At 63.5% G+C, this 16,884-nt stretch carries 18 protein-coding genes and 1 pseudogene; 10 read left to right on the forward strand and 9 right to left on the reverse strand.

The genetic code is table 11. From position 1 onward, the window contains the following. Positions 1-53 precede the first annotated feature (53 nt). From A3M7_RS0102745 to A3M7_RS0102770, 4 genes are all read left to right on the forward strand, one after another. Complete coding sequence (locus A3M7_RS0102745) at positions 54-308, forward strand: hypothetical protein (RefSeq protein WP_027542546.1); 255 nt, start codon at positions 54-56, stop codon at positions 306-308. Between the two features lie 295 nt (positions 309-603). Next, complete coding sequence (locus A3M7_RS49445; protein WP_198033685.1) at positions 604-750, forward strand: hypothetical protein; 147 nt, start codon at positions 604-606, stop codon at positions 748-750. Positions 751-1,196: 446 nt separating this feature from the next. Beyond that, a complete protein-coding gene (locus A3M7_RS0102765; protein WP_027542548.1) occupies positions 1,197-2,117 on the forward strand; it encodes a DMT family transporter in 921 nt (306 codons plus the stop codon). Positions 2,118-2,243: 126 nt separating this feature from the next. Next, positions 2,244-2,645, forward strand: a complete 402-nt coding sequence (locus A3M7_RS0102770) for a VOC family protein (RefSeq protein WP_027542549.1) — start codon at positions 2,244-2,246, stop codon at positions 2,643-2,645. Between the two features lie 2 nt (positions 2,646-2,647). Here the strand turns inward: A3M7_RS0102770 and A3M7_RS0102775 are convergent, their stop codons facing one another. The 3 genes and pseudogenes from A3M7_RS0102775 to A3M7_RS0102785 all read right to left on the reverse strand — a co-directional run bounded on the left by A3M7_RS0102775 (position 2,648) and on the right by A3M7_RS0102785 (position 4,373). Next, entirely contained in the window at positions 2,648-2,998 is a 351-nt protein-coding gene (locus A3M7_RS0102775) for a zinc ribbon domain-containing protein YjdM (protein WP_027542550.1), read from the reverse strand. A gap of 110 nt (positions 2,999-3,108) precedes the next feature. Then, positions 3,109-3,282, reverse strand: coding sequence for a hypothetical protein (locus A3M7_RS49450; protein WP_198033686.1), 174 nt, complete (start codon positions 3,280-3,282; stop codon positions 3,109-3,111). 254 nt (positions 3,283-3,536) lie between these two features. Next, positions 3,537-4,373, reverse strand: a pseudogene (locus tag A3M7_RS0102785) (PhzF family phenazine biosynthesis protein). A gap of 87 nt (positions 4,374-4,460) precedes the next feature. On the opposite strand from A3M7_RS0102785, the gene A3M7_RS0102790 reads away from it, so the two are divergent. Further along, a complete protein-coding gene (locus tag A3M7_RS0102790; protein ID WP_245284189.1) occupies positions 4,461-5,120 on the forward strand; it encodes a hypothetical protein in 660 nt (219 codons plus the stop codon). Between the two features lie 87 nt (positions 5,121-5,207). On the opposite strand, the gene A3M7_RS0102795 is transcribed toward A3M7_RS0102790, so the two are convergent. Next, positions 5,208-6,227 (reverse strand): hypothetical protein, encoded by a 1,020-nt coding sequence (locus tag A3M7_RS0102795; RefSeq protein WP_027542552.1) that lies wholly within the window; start codon positions 6,225-6,227, stop codon positions 5,208-5,210. A gap of 178 nt (positions 6,228-6,405) precedes the next feature. Between A3M7_RS0102795 and A3M7_RS0102800 the strand changes: the two genes are divergently transcribed. The 4 genes from A3M7_RS0102800 (at position 6,406) to A3M7_RS46065 (ending at position 7,909) form a co-directional block, all read left to right on the forward strand. Then, the gene (locus A3M7_RS0102800; protein ID WP_027542553.1) at positions 6,406-6,693 is read left to right on the forward strand and encodes a hypothetical protein; all 288 of its coding nucleotides are present in this window, start codon (positions 6,406-6,408) and stop codon (positions 6,691-6,693) included. Continuing rightward, positions 6,672-7,013, forward strand: coding sequence for a cytosolic protein (locus A3M7_RS0102805; RefSeq protein WP_245284190.1), 342 nt, complete (start codon positions 6,672-6,674; stop codon positions 7,011-7,013). Before A3M7_RS0102800 ends, A3M7_RS0102805 begins: the two co-directional genes overlap by 22 nt. A 164-nt stretch (positions 7,014-7,177) precedes the next feature. Next, positions 7,178-7,483 (forward strand): hypothetical protein, encoded by a 306-nt coding sequence (locus A3M7_RS0102810; RefSeq protein WP_027542555.1) that lies wholly within the window; start codon positions 7,178-7,180, stop codon positions 7,481-7,483. 147 nt (positions 7,484-7,630) lie between these two features. Beyond that, on the forward strand, positions 7,631-7,909 hold the full coding sequence (locus A3M7_RS46065; RefSeq protein WP_025575658.1) for a hypothetical protein: 279 nt from the start codon (positions 7,631-7,633) through the stop codon (positions 7,907-7,909). 123 nt (positions 7,910-8,032) lie between these two features. Here A3M7_RS46065 and A3M7_RS0102815 read toward each other — a convergent pair whose 3' ends face one another. From A3M7_RS0102815 to A3M7_RS0102830, 3 genes are all read right to left on the reverse strand, one after another. Beyond that, entirely contained in the window at positions 8,033-8,830 is a 798-nt protein-coding gene (locus A3M7_RS0102815) for a transglycosylase SLT domain-containing protein (RefSeq protein WP_027542556.1), read from the reverse strand. A gap of 679 nt (positions 8,831-9,509) precedes the next feature. Then, entirely contained in the window at positions 9,510-10,025 is a 516-nt protein-coding gene (locus A3M7_RS0102825; protein WP_027542558.1) for a ParB N-terminal domain-containing protein, read from the reverse strand. A 257-nt stretch (positions 10,026-10,282) separates the two neighbouring features. Next, entirely contained in the window at positions 10,283-10,963 is a 681-nt protein-coding gene (locus A3M7_RS0102830; protein WP_027542559.1) for a phasin family protein, read from the reverse strand. A 285-nt stretch (positions 10,964-11,248) separates the two neighbouring features. Here A3M7_RS0102830 and A3M7_RS0102835 point away from each other — a divergent pair, with 285 nt between their 5' ends. After that, positions 11,249-11,521, forward strand: coding sequence for a hypothetical protein (locus tag A3M7_RS0102835; protein WP_027542560.1), 273 nt, complete (start codon positions 11,249-11,251; stop codon positions 11,519-11,521). A gap of 107 nt (positions 11,522-11,628) precedes the next feature. Here A3M7_RS0102835 and A3M7_RS0102840 read toward each other — a convergent pair whose 3' ends face one another. After that, a complete protein-coding gene (locus tag A3M7_RS0102840) occupies positions 11,629-12,369 on the reverse strand; it encodes a hypothetical protein (protein ID WP_027542561.1) in 741 nt (246 codons plus the stop codon). Between the two features lie 5 nt (positions 12,370-12,374). Next, positions 12,375-16,145: a vitamin B12-dependent ribonucleotide reductase gene (locus tag A3M7_RS0102845; RefSeq protein ID WP_027542562.1), complete on the reverse strand. Its 3,771-nt coding sequence runs from the start codon at positions 16,143-16,145 to the stop codon at positions 12,375-12,377. Between the last annotated feature and the right edge of the window lie 739 nt (positions 16,146-16,884).

Below are 16,884 nucleotides of genomic sequence, written 5' to 3' on the forward strand. Positions count from 1 at the left end.
TGCAGCAAATCAGGCTTAGATGTGCTCCGAAACTTCCTTCTGGAGCATCACCAATGAACAAGAAGACTCTGTCGATCGCGATCGCCGCCCTCACTCTTGCGGGCTCGACCGCCACCTTCGCCGCCGAGCTGCCGGCCTACGAGGCCAATGGTTTCCCGGTCTCCCCGTTGCAGGTTCGCGTACTCGGTGCCGCGCAGGTCGAGCAGCAGGCCTCGGCGCCCGCCGCCAGCGTGACGGCGCTTCAGGCCAGCGTTCTGTCGCCGCGCAAGGTGAAGGCCGCGACCGTGACCACGGGAAGCGCCCGCTAAGCTTCATGCGGCAGGCACCGCGCGCATGCGTCGTGCCGCTGTCGCCTGCATAAACATTGGAACCGCGTTCCGGACAGGAGCGCGGTTTTTTCTTTGCTTGCGGGAACCTGCGCGATTTCCTCGTGCGTGCGCGGATCGAGAAGCCGGCGCGACAAAAGAATCGCGCGACGGCTTCGTTGTGTATGGCCGTTCAAGACGCGTGTGATCTCCTTAATACTTGTTTCGGAGATCGCGGCGCCTGATGCGCGCGCCGCATATTGAGCGGCCAATTCTGCAATCATACTGGAGGCCGTTTATGCCCGTTGCGCAAAAAGTCGTTGTTGCCAGCACCTCGCCGCGTGAGTTCATCATCAGGCATCTTGCGCTGTTCGCGGCCGCCGCGTTGTTCGTGTTCGTGCTGAGCCTGACCTACGGCCTCGATCTCAGCCCCGGGTTTTTCTGATAGCCGGGATTTGTAGCCCGGATGAGCGCAGCGACATCCGGGGAGGTGGCGAGACGAGTCCCGGATATCGCTGCGCTCATCCGGGCTACGAGAGTCTCCGCTCGCGTACCGCGCGCAAACTTGACGACGGGCGGCCGTAGAGTTCGGCGAACGCGGCGTTGAAGCGGCGCAGGCGCGCGGCGTTGCAGGTCGCAAAGCTCAGCATGGCCCGATGATAGCGCAAGCCTGTGCGGGAGAAAGGCTCGCGGGATGACCGAGTCCGAGCCACCGCGGTCGCGCTCGATCACACGGATCACATGGTCGGGTCACGGCAAATCGGGCGCTTCATCGCGCAGGCCATGCACAGGATGTTTTCGAACATCGATATCGCCTTCCGCGCTCCGCCGCGTGCCAGACCTGCGATGGCGTGGGTTGAGCGGATGAGCGCGCTGACATAAGGCTTGCCGATGGATCAGCGGACGAGCGGCGCTGACGCTCTCATTCAGAAGAACGATGCGGCGCCGGCGCTTCTCGGCGTCGTCTGCGGCTTGTCGGCGGCGCTGTTCTGGGCGCTCGGCTTTGCCGGCACGCGGCACGGGCTGAAGGTCGGCTTCACGCCGGTCGATCTGCTGGTGCATCGCTACGTCTGGTCGGGCATCGTGTTCCTGCCGCTGGTACTGCGCGCCGGGATCTCCGATCTCTGCGGTATCGGCTGGGGCAGGGGCCTTGCGCTGATGGTGCTTGGCGGCCCCGTGATGTCGCTGATCTCCTACACCGGCTTCCTGTTCGTGCCGCTCGGCCACGGCAGCGTGATCCAGCCGTCCTCCGCTACGCTCGGCGGCCTGCTGCTGGCTGCGATGTTCCTCAAGGAGAACATCTCCGCCTCGCGCATTGCCGGTGCCATCGTCATCGTCGGCGGTCTCGGCGTGATCGGCGCCGAATCGATCGGCCATATCGGCGCCGACGGCGTGCAGGGCGATCTGATCTTCGTGCTGACCGGATTGATGTTCGCAGGCTTCGGCGCGCTGCTGCGTCACTGGCGCGTCTCCGCCGTCTCGGCCGCGCTCGTCATCAACGTGCTGTCGCTGCTGTTGCTGCCGGCCTATCTCCTGACCGGCGGGCCCGCCCGCGTCGCTGCGATCGGCGTGAGCGAGAATGCGATCCAGGCGCTGGCGCAGGGCGTGCTCGCAGGTCCCGCCGCGCTCTATCTCTTTGCCGTTTCCGTCCAGCGCCTCGGCGTCGCGCGCGCTGCAGTCTTCCCCGCTTGCGTGCCGGCACTGACGCTGCTCACCGGCTGGCTCCTGCTCGGCGAGGCGCCGACGATGTTGCAGACGGCGGGCCTCGTGACGGTGCTGTGCGGGTTTTATCTGGCGCAAAGGCAGCGGTGAACGCATCTGCGTCGCCCGGATGGAGTGCAAGCGAAATCCGGGGCGGGATGTGCGGCACTATCCCGGATTGCGCGACGCTTCATCCCGGCTACGCTCCCGGGCACCCCGCAACTTGACGAGCCCGCCATGACCTTCCTCCTCAACATCGACGTCCCCGACGTCGCCGCCGCCACGACCTTCTACACCGCCGCGTTCGGTCTGACGGTCGGCCGCCGCTTCGGCAGCGATTTCGTCGAGCTCCTGGGCTGGCCGGCGCCGGTTTACCTGCTGACCAAGCAGGCCGGCACGTTGGGTGCAGGCAGCGATCGCCGCCGCTACGACCGGCACTGGACGCCGCTGCATGTCGACGTCGTCGTTGACGATGTCGATGCCGCCGTCGAGCGCGCGCTGCGCGCCGGTGCCGCGCTCGAAGCGCCCGCGCGCGATGCGCCGTATGGGCGGATCGCGATGCTGGCCGATCCATTCGGACACGGGTTTTGTCTGCTGGCGTTCAGCGCGACGGGATATGACGCGTTGATGGGCGCGTAGCGCTACGCCTTCTTCACGAACTCCGACTTCAAGTTCATCGCGCCGATGCCGTCGATCTTGCAGGCGATGTTGTGGCCGTCGGTGGCGTCCTGGAGGCGGATGTTGCGGACCTTGGTGCCGCCCTTGACGACCGAGGAGGAGCCCTTGACCTTGAGGTCCTTCATCACGATGACGCTGTCGCCATCAGTCAGCACATTGCCATGGGCATCGCGCACGCTTGCGTCCTGCGGCGCATCCGCCGAGCTGCCGGCCGCAGCGCTCCATTCATGGGCGCATTCCGGACAGACCCAGAGACCGCGGTCCTGATAGGCGTGCTCGGACTGGCAGTTCGGGCATTTCACGGCGTCGGGCATGGCAGGTCTCGTCTCGGGTGGCGTTGCGCGGCGCACCGTAGGGACGGAGCAGGGGAATGCAAGGGAAAGCTGGGGCTTGCGCGGGCAGGCGGTTGCTTGCCGGTGCGATGTCACCGAAACAGCGCGGCGAAGATCACGTAGAGCCAGCCCAGGATGCCGTGGATGATCGCCCACAGGATCGAATGGTTGTTGGTGTAGGAGATCGCGATGGCGAGCGCCGAGCCGAAGCCGACGCCGTATTTGGCGCCCTCGACGCGGACGCCGTAAAAGCGGTTGCCGTTCATGGTGATCCTTCCAGAGGGTGATGTGCAGAGCGCGTTGAGCCTATCCGCAGGCCGACGCGCTGTCGAACGACATCCTGAGCCTGAGAGGCGATTGAGCGCGCGCCCAACAAAAATGTCGAAAACAACCCCATGCACAGTAGAAATCGCCATGGATTTCAATGGTTCCGAAATACCGAAGTGAATTTGACCCGTCGGGCAAAACAGGGGTATGGTGGCATGATGGGCGGGTGCGGGGCTACGCGCCAGGCCATGCCTCACGCATCCATGAAGCGCGCCGTCCCCGAGACCCGGATCGAGCTGCCTTTGGCCGCGCCGATTTCCGCGCGGATCAGCGACCGCGCGCCCATGTCCTCGCCCTGGACGATGTTGATGCCGCCGCCATGCGGCCAGCCGATGTCGCGCAGTATCCTGCAAACGCCGCGGCGGCCGCACCCGTCGCGGGATCCTCGACGACACCGCCGGCGGCAAAGGCGTTGCGGACATCGAACAGTCGCGGCGCCGCCACGGTCACGAGCGCGACGGTGACGAGACCCGCTTTCTCCATGAGGGAGCGGCCCCGCTCGAAATCATAGGCCATGCGCGCGAGCGCCGCGCGCGATGTCAGCGCAAGCACGGCATGATCGGCGCCGCCGTGAATTTTCGCAGGGGGAATTTTGGGGTCGAGATCGGAGGTCGCGTAGCCGAACAGGTCCAGCAGCGCATCCCGCAGCCTGGGCTCGAGCGGCGCACTGCGCGTCGGCGGCGATTGCAGCGCCGCCGCAATGGTGTTGCCGTCGCGGCGGCCCGACACGGAAATGACGGCATCGTTCAGATGCAGCTCGAAGCTGCGGTCGCCATGCCGGTGCGCAAGGGCCGCGCCCCAGGGCGATCGTCGCGTGGCCGCAGAACGGCACCTCCATCGCGGGCGAGAAGTACCGGACGCGCCAGGCGTCGCCTTCGGGCGCCGCAAAGGCCGTCTCGGAGAAGCCGACCTCCGCCGCGATCGCCTGCATCCGCGATGCATCCGGCATTGCGTCGCCGATCCAGACGCCGGCGGGATTGCCGCCGGTGTTGCCGTCCGAGAAAGCGGCGATCCGGTGCACTGTCGTCATGGGCTTGCTCTCATTTGCTGCAGGATGGGCGGGTTCTTGCGATACCTATCATCTCCGCGAGCCGCAACTAGGGGAGGTTGAACACTGATGACATCCCTCATCGCTGCGTGCGGCGCCGGCAATTGGCAAAAAATGGCAGAGCTGAGGCTGTCAACGACATATCGGGTTAGGACGCCGCTTACCCACGGAATACACTGGGCGCCGTTTGGGGTTCGGGGTCATGTATTGGGAGGGACGATCATGGCAAGTGTTGAACAATTGCGCAGACGGGAAGGTGTGAACTTGGTCCAGCTCGAGGCGGACATTGCATCGGTTCGCACGGGAAGCTCGATCGCTTCAATTGCTCTACCTGATTACGTCGAGCATACCGAGGGGGTCACGCGCGTCGGCGCGCTCAGTGCGGAGGCGGTCGTTCGCGACTATGAATCCGCTGCAAAAGAGATCGAGGCCATGGGCGCCGAGTTGATCGACGCCGCGCAAAAATGCGAGGCGCTGACGGCGCAGGTCCACGATGCCATTGCCTTCATGCGCGAAACGGCGGCGGGGTATCGTGAAGAAGGACGGAAGATCTTCAGGCGCATCGAGGAATGCGCGCTCTTCACGGAAGACGTCCGCAAGACCTGCGAAGAGGTCCAGCGTCGAATGAAGGACGTCTCGGTCGGCGAGACCTCCCATGAGGAGCTTGCGACGGAAGAGCTCGAGCTGACCGGTATCGCAGCCAAGGTGTCGGTGTGCGAGGTCCGGTGAGGGGGGCGTAGAACCTCGTTCGCAGGATGGGTTGGGCGCTTGCGCTCTCCTGTCCTGCGAGCCCGGCTACACTCACTCGCTAACGGCTTACCAATCCGGATCGCCGTAGGGGTCGCCCATATAGGGCGGCGGCATCCAGGGGCCTCGCGGCGGCCTTGGCCTCCGAGGTGCGGCCGCTCGCACGTGCGGCCGTGCAGGCGCCGCCGTCTCGTTGCTCGTCACGCTCCGCACGACGGGTTTCGCGGATGCAGGCGCGGATGAAGCCGTCAGTTGCGTTTGCAGCGCCTGGACCTGCGCGGCGAGGCGCGCATTGTCCGCCGCATCCTTCTCCCGCGCCGTCTTGAGCTGTTGAATGGTGTCGGCCTGCTCGCGCAGCGACTGCTCGTTGCGGCTTTTCAGTTGCTCGAGCTTTCCGCTGATGCTCGCAAGCTCGTTCGTGATGGTCTTGAGCGACTGCGCAAGATCGGACGATGACTGGTCAGGCGGTGTGGCGCCAGGACTTGGAGCGCCAGGACTTGGAGCGCCAGGTGTTGAAGCACCAGGTGTTGGAGCGCTTTGCGCTTCCTTGCCGGGCGGCGGTGCGGGCACCGGACTTGGCCCATCCGCGGCAGCCAGGTGGAGTGCCGGCGGCTGCGCAGGACTTTCGACCGCGGACGCTTGCGTGGGCTGACTGGCCGGCGGAGCCCATCGCGCCATGATCGACTTGCTGATCGACTTGGCTTCATCGCGATATTGCGAAGCGAAGGCGGCGCCGAGAACGCCGATCGCCAGCACGAGGCCAACCAAAGCACGCAGCATGGTCCGATCTCCCTTCAGGCCTTGATCGCGAACCTTGCTATAGGGCGCCGTGTCCCTGGGAGGCTCGGCTGCCGGCGCACTGACGCTTGCTTGCGAGGTCCGCGGGCTTTCGCTGCCGTGTTCCATTCCGGAAACCAGCCGGTCCAGCCGCGCCAGGTCTTCCTCTGCGCTCTTGATCTGGTCGTAGGCCCGCGCCAGCCCGCCATCGGCGCGGACCTCGCCCGGCTTGTGGGCATCAGGCTTCTGAGAATCAGGCTTTTGGATATCAGGCTTGGGCTCGTTCGCGTCAGGCACCGATGCGCGCTCCATCCAGTCGGGCGTTAATGGGAGTGCGGCAGTCCGATCGTCGGAAGGATAGGCCTCACCTTTGTCCAACACAACGCGCGTGCGAAGGAGAAATTATGGCGGGCAGCGGCGGCTGAAACAGCCGGGCGCTGCACCCCCAGGCATCCCTGCGACGTGCTATGCTGTCGCGGGAGGAAGCGCCATGAGGGTTCCTACCGCGATACTCGCCCTGCTCCTTTCAAGTCCGGCCGCCGCCCAGGAGTGCCAGACATGCTCAATGGCCGACGCCTGCATGAAGGAGTACGTCAAGACGACGTCGGAGGCTCAAAGGGCGACCAGGCAGGGCATCCGGGATTGGAAGCAGAATCTGGACAAAAAGGCCTCAGCAGAATTGTCCAGCAGGGGCATACTCGCATTGCAAGACGCCATGGAGGCGCAGGTTCGTACGGAGCTGGAGCGCCTGAAGGAGTGCCTGGCGAAGATCAGGTAGGGCGGGGCGCAAAGGAGGATCCGATGAAATCGCTTCTGCTGCTCACGGCGAGCGGCCCGCTGCTCGTTCTCACCTCGCACCAGTCCCTGAACGACCAAAAGCTGCTTGGGATGCTCAGGCAAAAAGGCATCGGCAAGTTCGTCGCGTTCGACGTTCCCTTGTCGCTCGCCAGGGAGCGCTATGGCGGGCACTTTCACGCGGTCGAAAGCAATCTGCACGAAACCGATGATTTGAGAGTGCTCGACTTCAACGGCCAGCGGGTCTTTCAACTCTTTCATTTCGAAGAGCTCGGCTCACCGATGCTGATCGAACAGTCGTGATCCGGTTTTGTCTCGCGGCATGATCCGCATCGGAAGACCCATCATCCCGCGGCGGCGCCGAAAGGGGATGGGTTGAGCAGGACTGCTGTCACTATGAACGATCGTTCAGGGGAACGGGCGTTGGTTCATTTCGTTGCATTGGAGGGCATATTCAGGAGGACGACATGAAAGCAAAGATCATTGCGCTCTCTGCTGCCGCTCTCATGGCGACAGCACCCGCCGTGTTTGCTCAGGGTGCGTCGAGCAAGGCGCCAGGTCAGGAGATGCAGCAAATGGGGTCCAAGAAGGGCGAGCCGGGCGCTTCCAGCTACGCGCCTGGACATAAGAAGCATCACGCGATGCGCCACGCGAAGGCCTCCAAGACCGCCAGCAAGACCACCAGCCCCGGCGCGTCGAACGCCGCTCCAGGTCAGACAACCGGCGCGAGCACGAGGCCGACCACCGGCTCGGGCACAAAGCAAGGGTACTGAAGTCTGGAGGGGACTGAAGTCCAGGCACCGACGGGACCCAACGGCTCGAACGTCGGATAGGTTGGGCCCCGGCAAAACCTGTCATGCGCTGAATTAGCTTGCCTTGCCTTGAGTCCTTTTGCACTCTCTTCGCAAGGAGGCCAACGCATGAAGAAAATGACGCTCGCATGCGCTCTCGGAACGGCGCTGGTGCTGTGCAACCTGGGGATCTCGGGTGCTGAAGCCCGACCGCGAACGGCGCACGTTCGTGCACCACAGGAGAGGCTTGTCGTCACGGCGCCGGTGCTCAGGCCAACGCCGTGGGATTACAATGTCGTTCCACGATATCGTTATCGCCCTGAAGACGACCGGGTCGATCCCTTCGGCCCGCCGCTGGTGCCGTCATATGTTCGCTACGAGGGCTGGCGGTGGCCGTACTGGTGGTGAAGGCCACTGGCGGACGCGGGACTGATTGGCGCCTGTAGCCCGGATGAGCGAAGCGATATCCGGGACGTTGTTGCCGAAGTATTCCCCGGATGTCGCTTCGCTCATCCGGGCTACGCTCGTTGGCTAACTACCGTCCTCCGCCGCCAGCCGCAGAAACTGCCGCTTCATCGCGTTGACCCTGGCGACATAGCCCGCGACGAGGTGATCGCCGCAGCGCTCCCCTGATATCATCTGAAACTTGCGGCGCGCATAGGCCGTGGCGGGACCGGCGCCGCAGAGATGGATGAAGGCGGCCAGATCCTGCTTCTGCTGCGCATTGGCCTTCACATCGCCCGCGAGGCTGAGAACCATGGCCACCTGGCGGTCCAGATACACCGATGCCAGCTCGATGGCGTGGCTCGGGATCGCGCGGATGTAGAGGAAGGCAGACCCGCATCCGGTCTCGGTGACGGCGTTGCCGCGGACACAGAACCGTGCGGCTTCAGCCAGGGCCGGATCGGTCATCTGGAAGAGGCCGACGGCGCTGGAGGCGGGCCGGTAGATCGCCAGCGGATTGAAGCTCCACCGCCAGCGCCAATAGGTGCGCGCCACCGGATTGCCAGAACTCTCGACCTGCGCCAGCGCGGCCAGCAATTCGGGCGTGATCGTCGCCGTGGAATGCTTGCGGAACAGCGGCCCGTATTGCCGCCAGGTCTCGGCCGGCTCCTTGTCGAGGGTGTTGCCGACGAGAACGAACAGCTCGGTCGGCTTGCGGATCAATTGATAGACGATGTTCAGAAGCGCGACGGCCGCAAGCAGGATCAAAACGCCGCCCGCGATCCGAACCATGCGCGGCGCTCGCGCGAACGTCCTTCGCACCCAACGGGCGCTTCGCCGGAGGCCGCGAAGGCGAGGGAGGAGGCTGTTGCTTTTTCTTGGCATGGGTCTTGTGGGGAGCGGGTCGTACGGGGTTGAGCCTTGCGTCGCGCACGTCAGGTACATAGCCGAAATCGGTGTGGCTCCCGCTGATGCCTATGGTGGTAAGCGTGACAGCTTCACTGTCCCGTCATGAACTCGGCAGCGAGATCGCAAGGGCCCGCATTGTTCTAAATCAACAAACCCGCGCATTGGCGAATTACGCTGACGAACCGTTCCAGTCCAGGAAGGAGAGTGGTCATGTCGCGCCGAACCATCGCTTCGCTTACCGCATCCGCCATTATTGGAATCGCCTGCATCGTGACTGTTTCGACTGACGCCTTCGCGTATCGAAGAGGCGTTGGGGTTGGTCGCGCCGGTGTTTATCACGGCGGTGTCTATCGCGGTGGCGTCTATCGTGGTGCAGCCGTGCGCCGTGGCGTTGCCGTGGGCGTCGGAGCTGCTGCGGTTGGTGCTGCTGCTTACGGGGCTTACGGAGCCTACGGAGGCTATCGCCGCTGCGGCTACGAACCCTACCCCCCTTGCTACTAGCCGGTCTTGGCGCAGCGGCCACCGACTAACCGGTTGAGCCGGGCCTGGCGGCGGTGACAGTGCATTCAATCTAAATTGGTAGGCCGGTTAAGTGCACTGTCACCGTAATCGAAACGAATTTAGCGCGCTGGCACCGAAATTCTGGAGCCAGCAATCAATAGCGGCCGCCGCTGCCCTTTTGCTGCGTGATCCAGTCCGACAATGTCTTCGGTGTCGATTTTGCAGTCCGGCCCAGTGATGCCTTCGGATTGTCGCGGACGCCTTTCGTCGGCCGGGTGCGCGACGCTTCCGTTGCGTTGACGCCCTTCAAGGCGGCCGTCGATGCCTCCGCGGCTTCCCTCTCGAGGCGCAGCTGCTTCAATCGCGCCATCTTGATGCGCTCTGCCTCGACTTCGGGTCCTTCGGACAGCCGCGGCTTGTGTTGAGCAAGCTCGGCCGGGACCAGGACACCGATAATGGTTGTCTCACCGAGCGCCTTGCAGGCTTCGAGCCGATGCAGTCCCTCGACCAGAACGAGGCGGTCTCCGTCGAGCCGAACGGAAATGGGGGCCTGTTGTCCGATGTCCAGAATACTTTCCGCGATCTCCCCGACGATCTCGGGCTTGATAGCTTTCTTCTGCTTCGTGGGAACGAAGATCTTCTCGATCGGGAAGCTCTCCGGTTTGGGCATAACTTGACTCCGCTTCTACCGGGCCCGTCGGAACCCATGCCGGTGGGTTGGGAGTTTAGGAGGGAAGAGCTCGACCGCAAAGGCTATTTCGGCGGTAGGGCATTGATGAGCATCGAAGCCGGAACCAATCTGCGATTACGGCGACAGTACACTTAATTGACGCCGCCCACCAAGCGCGAGCCGAAGCCGCAGATCGGCGGGACGGAGCGAGTGAATTTAGTGCACTGTCACCGTAATTCAGGAATACGCTGCTGTCGTTAGTGACGTGTCGCGCGGATTTCGAGCGTCGTCTGGGTGAGCCTGGCCACGAACCCCTCAAAATGCGTGAGCCTTTGTCTGGTCAACTGTTCATTTAACTCGGCGATCTTCTGGGATTCAGCGATCAACGATTCGCACACCTGTTTCGCGTACTCCATCTGAAGCTCAAAGGCCTCGACGGGTGAGCGCGCCGCCGCGAGCTTTCCCAGGAAGTTCCAGGCGTGCTCAAGCGACATCCTCGTGTAGTCGCTATAGGCATCGGCAATCGCCTGCGTGCCGGCCTGGGAGGGTTCCACCGGTGCGACGGGCGCGCTTGCGGCGATCTCCATCGCGGAAGCCTCGCCCGGCAAGGCTGCAGCCGAGGGTACCTGCGCACTGATCTCTCGGCTCGTCTCTTGCCTTATCTCTTGCTCGGTCTCTTGCCTGTTCTCTTGCTTGTTCTCTTGGCTGATTTCCGCCGAGGCATCCGGCAATTGATGGGCCGCAGTTGCGTGTTGCTCGCCGGCCCCGGTTCGTTGCCCGGCCTTCTTCTTCCCGCCGCGCCGGCCGGATTTTCCCGTTGGCTTATTTTCGATCGCACTCAACATTGCAAATGGCTCCTGAATATCGCTGAAACCGCAAGCCTCCGTCGTGTTTGCGCTGAAATCGCGATTGTGGGTTGTCGCTTGCGTGGCGGCCATGTGGTGAGATTTTGCCGGCATCGGCAAGGCCAACCTGCCGGGTCTTGACCGTCCTGCGCGCAAAACCATGCTCGACCACTCATTCTACGAGCTAATTGCCGAGAAGATTATTCCGCTTTGGTCGGGAACTTGAGCAGGCGACTCCACGCCCGCGCGTGGCGGCGAAATGAATCGCTTGCTCAAGGCCGATCACGATGATGTTTTGATATGATAATCGTCATCTCATTGACGGCGCCACATGGATGCATACCTGCGGCTTCGAACATGTCATCAAGGAGAATTGCCATGACAACGAAGTCATTCATCATCGCGGCCGCCGCCGCGATCTCACTGGCCGGTGCAACCGCCGGCTTCGCTGCCGAGCTGCCAACCTATGAAGTCAACGGGCTGCCGATCTCGCCGGTTCAAGTCGGCGTGCTGGGAGGGGCGCATGTCCAGGAGCAACCGCAGGTCACGGCCACCGTCCTGTCTTCGCATCAGCTCAAAGCCCTGACACCGCGGCCGAAGCGGACAGCGGCTACAGCGGAGCGAAGCCGCGAAGGACGGGCAACATATTGACGCCCCTGGTCTCCAGGTTGATGAGTTGAGCGAGTAGCCCGGATGAGCGTAGCGATATCCGGGACTTTGCCCGACTGGATTCCCGGATATCGCTACGCTCATCCGGGCTACGCTCGCTGGTAACTGAACTCGGCCGTGTGGATATTCATGGCTTTGACTTGCTCTACAAAGCGAACCGTCTTCTTGTTGTGTCTATTGTTGCTGGCGAGAAGAGCCTGCGCGCTTGCATATGCGCAGATGTCCGCCATATCCAGGAGGCAGGTCTGATCCGACGGTAAGGCAATTGCATTCGAGTGTACGCGGGCGAAGTGTGTGGCTTGTAGGCGTGCAAGACCCCAATCGATCTTGGTGCGGTCGGTGTCAAATGCCAGTTCGTATGTGGCCCCTTGGCGGTGTTGCAAGTTCGCGATTGCTGCAAAGCAGGCGAGGCCCGCTAGGTGTTTTTCGCTGACGTCAAACGGCGGTCCGTCGACGATCTGTAGCTGTCGAGGGTAGCGCGTTTGATCAATCCAGGCTGAGAACCAGAGCCCCCCCCCAAGATTCTGCATCAATCTCGCGCATTCTTCTACGAAACCGTGAACATCTTCCGGCGCGAAATGCGCGAAAGGCGAGCGGCGACGCGCTTCGCCGCTAAACAGGACGCGGCAGTGAATCTTGGCATTTGTCGGGACGTCGCGAGAAGCCTTCAGGCGGACCAGTGCGTTCCGAGCGTCTTCGCGGGCGTTAGGCGGGAGCCACAGTGTTCCTCCCGTGACAAATTGTTCAGCCTTGCTCTCGTCGCACAATGCAAGAGGCCGCTCGAACAGGAGCGGCCTCAGCAATTCGGTCGGGTCGGTTGGCGCAGCCAATGGGCTTAACTACATCCCGTCGTGCTGCCGCAAGTATCGCACTTCATGCAGGTGCCATTCCGCACCAGCGTGAAGTTGCCGCACTCCGAGCACATCTCGCCTTCGTAGCCCTTGGCCTTGGCTTCCGCGCGGCGCTCGGCCTTGCTGGGCACTAGCGTCTGCGCAGTGCTGCCGGCCTTGCTCCACTGGAGGGCTTCCAGCTTCTCCGTCGGGGAGAGGTCGTGGCTCACTTCCTGCTTCAGCGCGACGGCGCCTTCCAGGACGTCGCCGACCCTTGCGCTCGCGCCGTGCGAGGCCAGCGCCGTGACCTTGCTGCCGCCGGTCGGGGCGCTGTCGTTGCCTTGCGCGACTGCGGTCGAGCCGCCGCGCATCACGACGAGGTTGTCGGTGCGGGAGCGGGTGAGGCCGCGCGACACCAGCTTGGAGGCGTGGTGGCTCGCGTCGTCCGGCTCCTTGCCTTCCTCGACGCCCTTGCCGAGCGCGTCGAAGTTCGACTCGGTCGGATCGACATGGGCGAGATCGAAGCGCGACATGTAGCTCACCGCCAGCTCGCGGAAGACGTAGTCGAGGATCGAGGTCGCGTACTTGATGCTGTCGTTGCCCTGCACGGGGCCCGCCGGCTCGAAGCGGGTGAAGGTGAAGGCGTCGACATATTCGTCGAGCGGCACGCCGTACTGGAGGCCCAGCGACACGGCGATGGCGAAGTTGTTGATGAAGGAGCGGAGCGCTGCGCCTTCCTTGTGCATGTCGATGAAGATCTCGCCGAGACGGCCGTCGTCATACTCGCCGGTGCGCAAGTACACCTTGTGGCCGCCGACGACCGCCTTCTGGGTGTAGCCCTTGCGGCGATCCGGCATCTTCTCGCGCTCGCGCATCACGATGATGCGCTCGACCAGCTTCTCGACGATCTTTTCCGAGACCTGGGCGGTGCGCGCCGCCATCGGCTTCTCGTAGAGCGTCTCCACCGCATCGTCCTCGTCCTCATCGTCGGCGATGAGCTGCGAGTTCAGCGGCTGGCTGAGCTTGGAGCCGTCGCGATAGAGCGCGTTGGCCTTCAGCGCGAGCTTCCACGACAGCATGTAGGCGGACTTGCAGTCCTCTACCGTGGCGTCGTTCGGCATGTTGATGGTCTTGGAGATCGCGCCCGAGATGAAGGGCTGCGCCGCCGCCATCATGCGGATGTGGCTCTCGACCGACAAATAGCGCTTGCCGATCTTGCCGCAGGGGTTGGCGCAGTCGAACACCGGATAGTGCTCGGCCTTGAGGTGCGGGGCACCTTCCACCGTCATCGCGCCGCAGATGTGGACGTTGGCCGCCTCGATCTCGCGCTTGGTGAAGCCCACGGCCTGGAGCAGGTCGAAGCCGGGGGCTGCGATCGCCTCGGCACCGATGCCGAGCTGGTCGCGAATAAAATCTTCGCCAAAAGTCCACTTGTTGAAGGCGAACTTGATGTCGAAGGCGGTCGGCAGGGCCTTCTCGACCTTGGCGATGGCCTCATCGGTAAAGCCCTTGGCCTTCAGGGTCGAGGCGTTGATGCCCGGCGCGTTGGACAGCGAGCCGTGGCCGACGGCGTAGGCCTCGATCTCCGCGATCTCGCTCTCGCGATAGCCGAGCGCGCGCAGCGCCGCGGGGACCGCGCGGTTGATGATCTTGAAGTAGCCGCCGCCGGCGAGCTTCTTGAACTTCACCAGGGCGAAGTCGGGCTCGATGCCGGTGGTGTCGCAATCCATGACGAGGCCGATCGTGCCCGTGGGCGCGATGACCGTGGTCTGGGCGTTGCGATAGCCGTGCTTCTCGCCGAGCTCGAGCGCCGCATCCCAGGCCGCCTGCGCGTGGCTGACGAGGTCAGCCTGCGGGCAGGACACCAGGTCCATCGGCACCGGGTTGACGCTGAGCGCCTCGTAGCCGTTGGACTGGCCGTGGGCGGCGCGGCGGTGGTTGCGGATCACGCGCAGCATGTGCGCGGCGTTCTTCTTGTAGCCGGGGAAGGTGCCGAGCTCGGCCGCCATCTCCGCCGACGTCTTGTAGGTGATGCCGGTCATGATCGCGGTCAGCGCGCCGGCGATCGCACGGCCTTCCTTGCTGTCATAGGGCAGGCCCATGGTCATCAGGAGGCCGCCGATGTTGGCGTAGCCGAGGCCGAGCGTGCGGAACTCGTAGGAGAGTTCGGCGATCGCCTTCGACGGGAACTGCGCCATCATCACCGAGATTTCGAGCACGATGGTCCAGAGCCGGCAGAGATGCTCGTAGCCCTCGACGTCGAAGTGCTTGGTGCTGACGTTGTAGAAGGTCAGCAGGTTGGCGGAGGCGAGGTTGCACGCCGTGTCGTCCAGGAACATGTATTCCGAGCACGGATTGGACGCGCGGATGTCGCCGGACGCCTTGCAGGTGTGCCAGTCGTTCATGGTGGTGTTGAAGTGCAGGCCCGGGTCGGCCGACGCCCAGGCGGCGTAGCCGATCTTCTCCCAGAGGTCGCGCGCCTTCAGCGTCTTCGTCACCTTCTTGGAGGTGCGGGCGTTCAGGTTCCAGTCGCCGTCAGTCTCGACCGCGCGCAGGAAGTCGTCCCTGAGCGAAACCGAGTTGTTGGAGTTCTGGCCGGACACCGTGAGATAGGCTTCCGAATCCCAGTCTGTGTCGTAGACGTCGAACTGGATGTCCTTGTAGCCCTGCTTCGCAAACTGGATGACGCGCTTGATGTAATTGTCAGGCACGAGGCTGCGGCGCGCGAGCTTGATCTCGCGGCGCAGCGCCGGGTTCTTCTCGGGATCGAAGCAGTCGTCGCCCGAACCTTCGCAGTTGACGCAGGCCTTGAGCACGGCCTTGAGGTGCTTCTGGTTGATCTTGGAGCCGGTGACGAGAGCTGCAACCTTCTGCTCCTCCTTCACCTTCCAGTCGATATAGGTCTCGATGTCGGGGTGATCGACGTCGACCACGACCATCTTGGCCGCGCGGCGCGTCGTGCCGCCCGACTTGATCGCGCCCGCCGCGCGGTCGCCGATCTTGAGGAAGCTCATCAGGCCGCTCGAGCGGCCGCCGCCGGAGAGCTTTTCGCCTTCGCCGCGCAGGCGCGAGAAGTTGGAGCCGGTGCCGGAGCCGTATTTGAACAGGCGCGCCTCGCGGACCCAGAGGTCCATGATGCCGCCCTCATTGACGAGGTCGTCACCGACGCCCTGGATGAAGCAGGCATGCGGCTGCGGGTGCTCGTAGGCCGACTTGGACTTGGTCAGCTTGCCGGTGAAAGGGTCGACGTAATAGTGGCCCTGGCCGGGACCGTCGATGCCATAGGCCCAGTGCAGGCCGGTGTTGAACCATTGCGGCGAGTTCGGCGCGACCATCTGCATGGCGAGCATGTAGCGAAGCTCGTCATAGAAGGTCTGGGCGTCCTCGTCTGACGTGAAGTAGCCGCCCTTCCAGCCCCAATAGGTCCAGCAGCCGGCGAGGCGGTCGAACACCTGCTTGGCGGAGAGCTCGCTGACATAGCGCTCTTTCTCAGGCAGGGCGGCAAGCGCCTCGGTGTCGGGCACGGAGCGCCACAGGAAGGAGGGGACGGATTCCTCCTCGACCTTCTTCAGGCGCGCGGCAACGCCGGCTTTGCGGAAGTATTTCTGGGCGAGGACGTCCGAGGCGACCTGCGACCACTCGGTCGGCACCTCGACATTATCCAGCTTGAACACGACCGAGCCGTCGGGATTGCGAATCTCCGACGTGGTCAGCCGGAAATCGATCCCGGCGTAAGGTGACTGTCCCGTGGTGGTATGGCGCCGCTCAATCCGCATGGTCTTGCCCCGTCCTTATCTTTGACCGAACCGCCTCCGTTCAGGCGCCCGGTCGACATTTCAGTTCGCGATTCCTCCCGGGCCGTCTGGCCTTAAGGCTTCGCAGTTCAGCCGGTGGATCCGGCCCAGTTTCTCCCGGCGCGATTGCTCGATGCGTGCATCGATCACCCGCCGGCATGTCCACACGCATCCGCCCCAACGGGATGCGCGCGACATGCGTTCAACGCCCCTCAACGCCACTTCTTCAACCGATGCCATCCGAGCCTGTCGCCGGCCCGTTCTGGCGCCCGAAAAGTCCGCTACCCGCGGGCAGACAAGCCCTTCTCCCGCTGCCTTCGTCTGGCCTGGCGGAGTGCAGTTTTGCGGACCCTTTGGGGGAGTGCCGGCGGGACGCAAACTCACTCGCGCCGAACGGTCCGAAAGCTAGGACTCTCCAAAGCGCCCGTCAAGAACTAGTGCGAGTTCCTGAATCAAATACTAAATATGGTGGATTGCGGGGGATAACAGGGGGCAAGCCCGCGCCTGTTCTGGAGGCAAGTATCAGTGAGTCCTCAGGGATTCCCAACTGAAAAAATTTGCATCTTGTGGTGATGGCAACTCTTCACCCCGCTCTTCACAGGGCAGGTATATTTTTGGGTAACGGGGTTGCGCCAGCAGGACTCACGTAGCCTTACGGAAGGTGAGGGCTGGCATGCCCGCCGGGGTGGTGGTGGGGCCAGCGAATCCGCGCCAAGCTGAC

The organism is Bradyrhizobium sp. WSM2254 (genome assembly GCF_000472645.1).
In the GTDB taxonomy this organism is placed as follows: Bacteria; Pseudomonadota; Alphaproteobacteria; order Rhizobiales; family Xanthobacteraceae; genus Bradyrhizobium; species Bradyrhizobium niftali.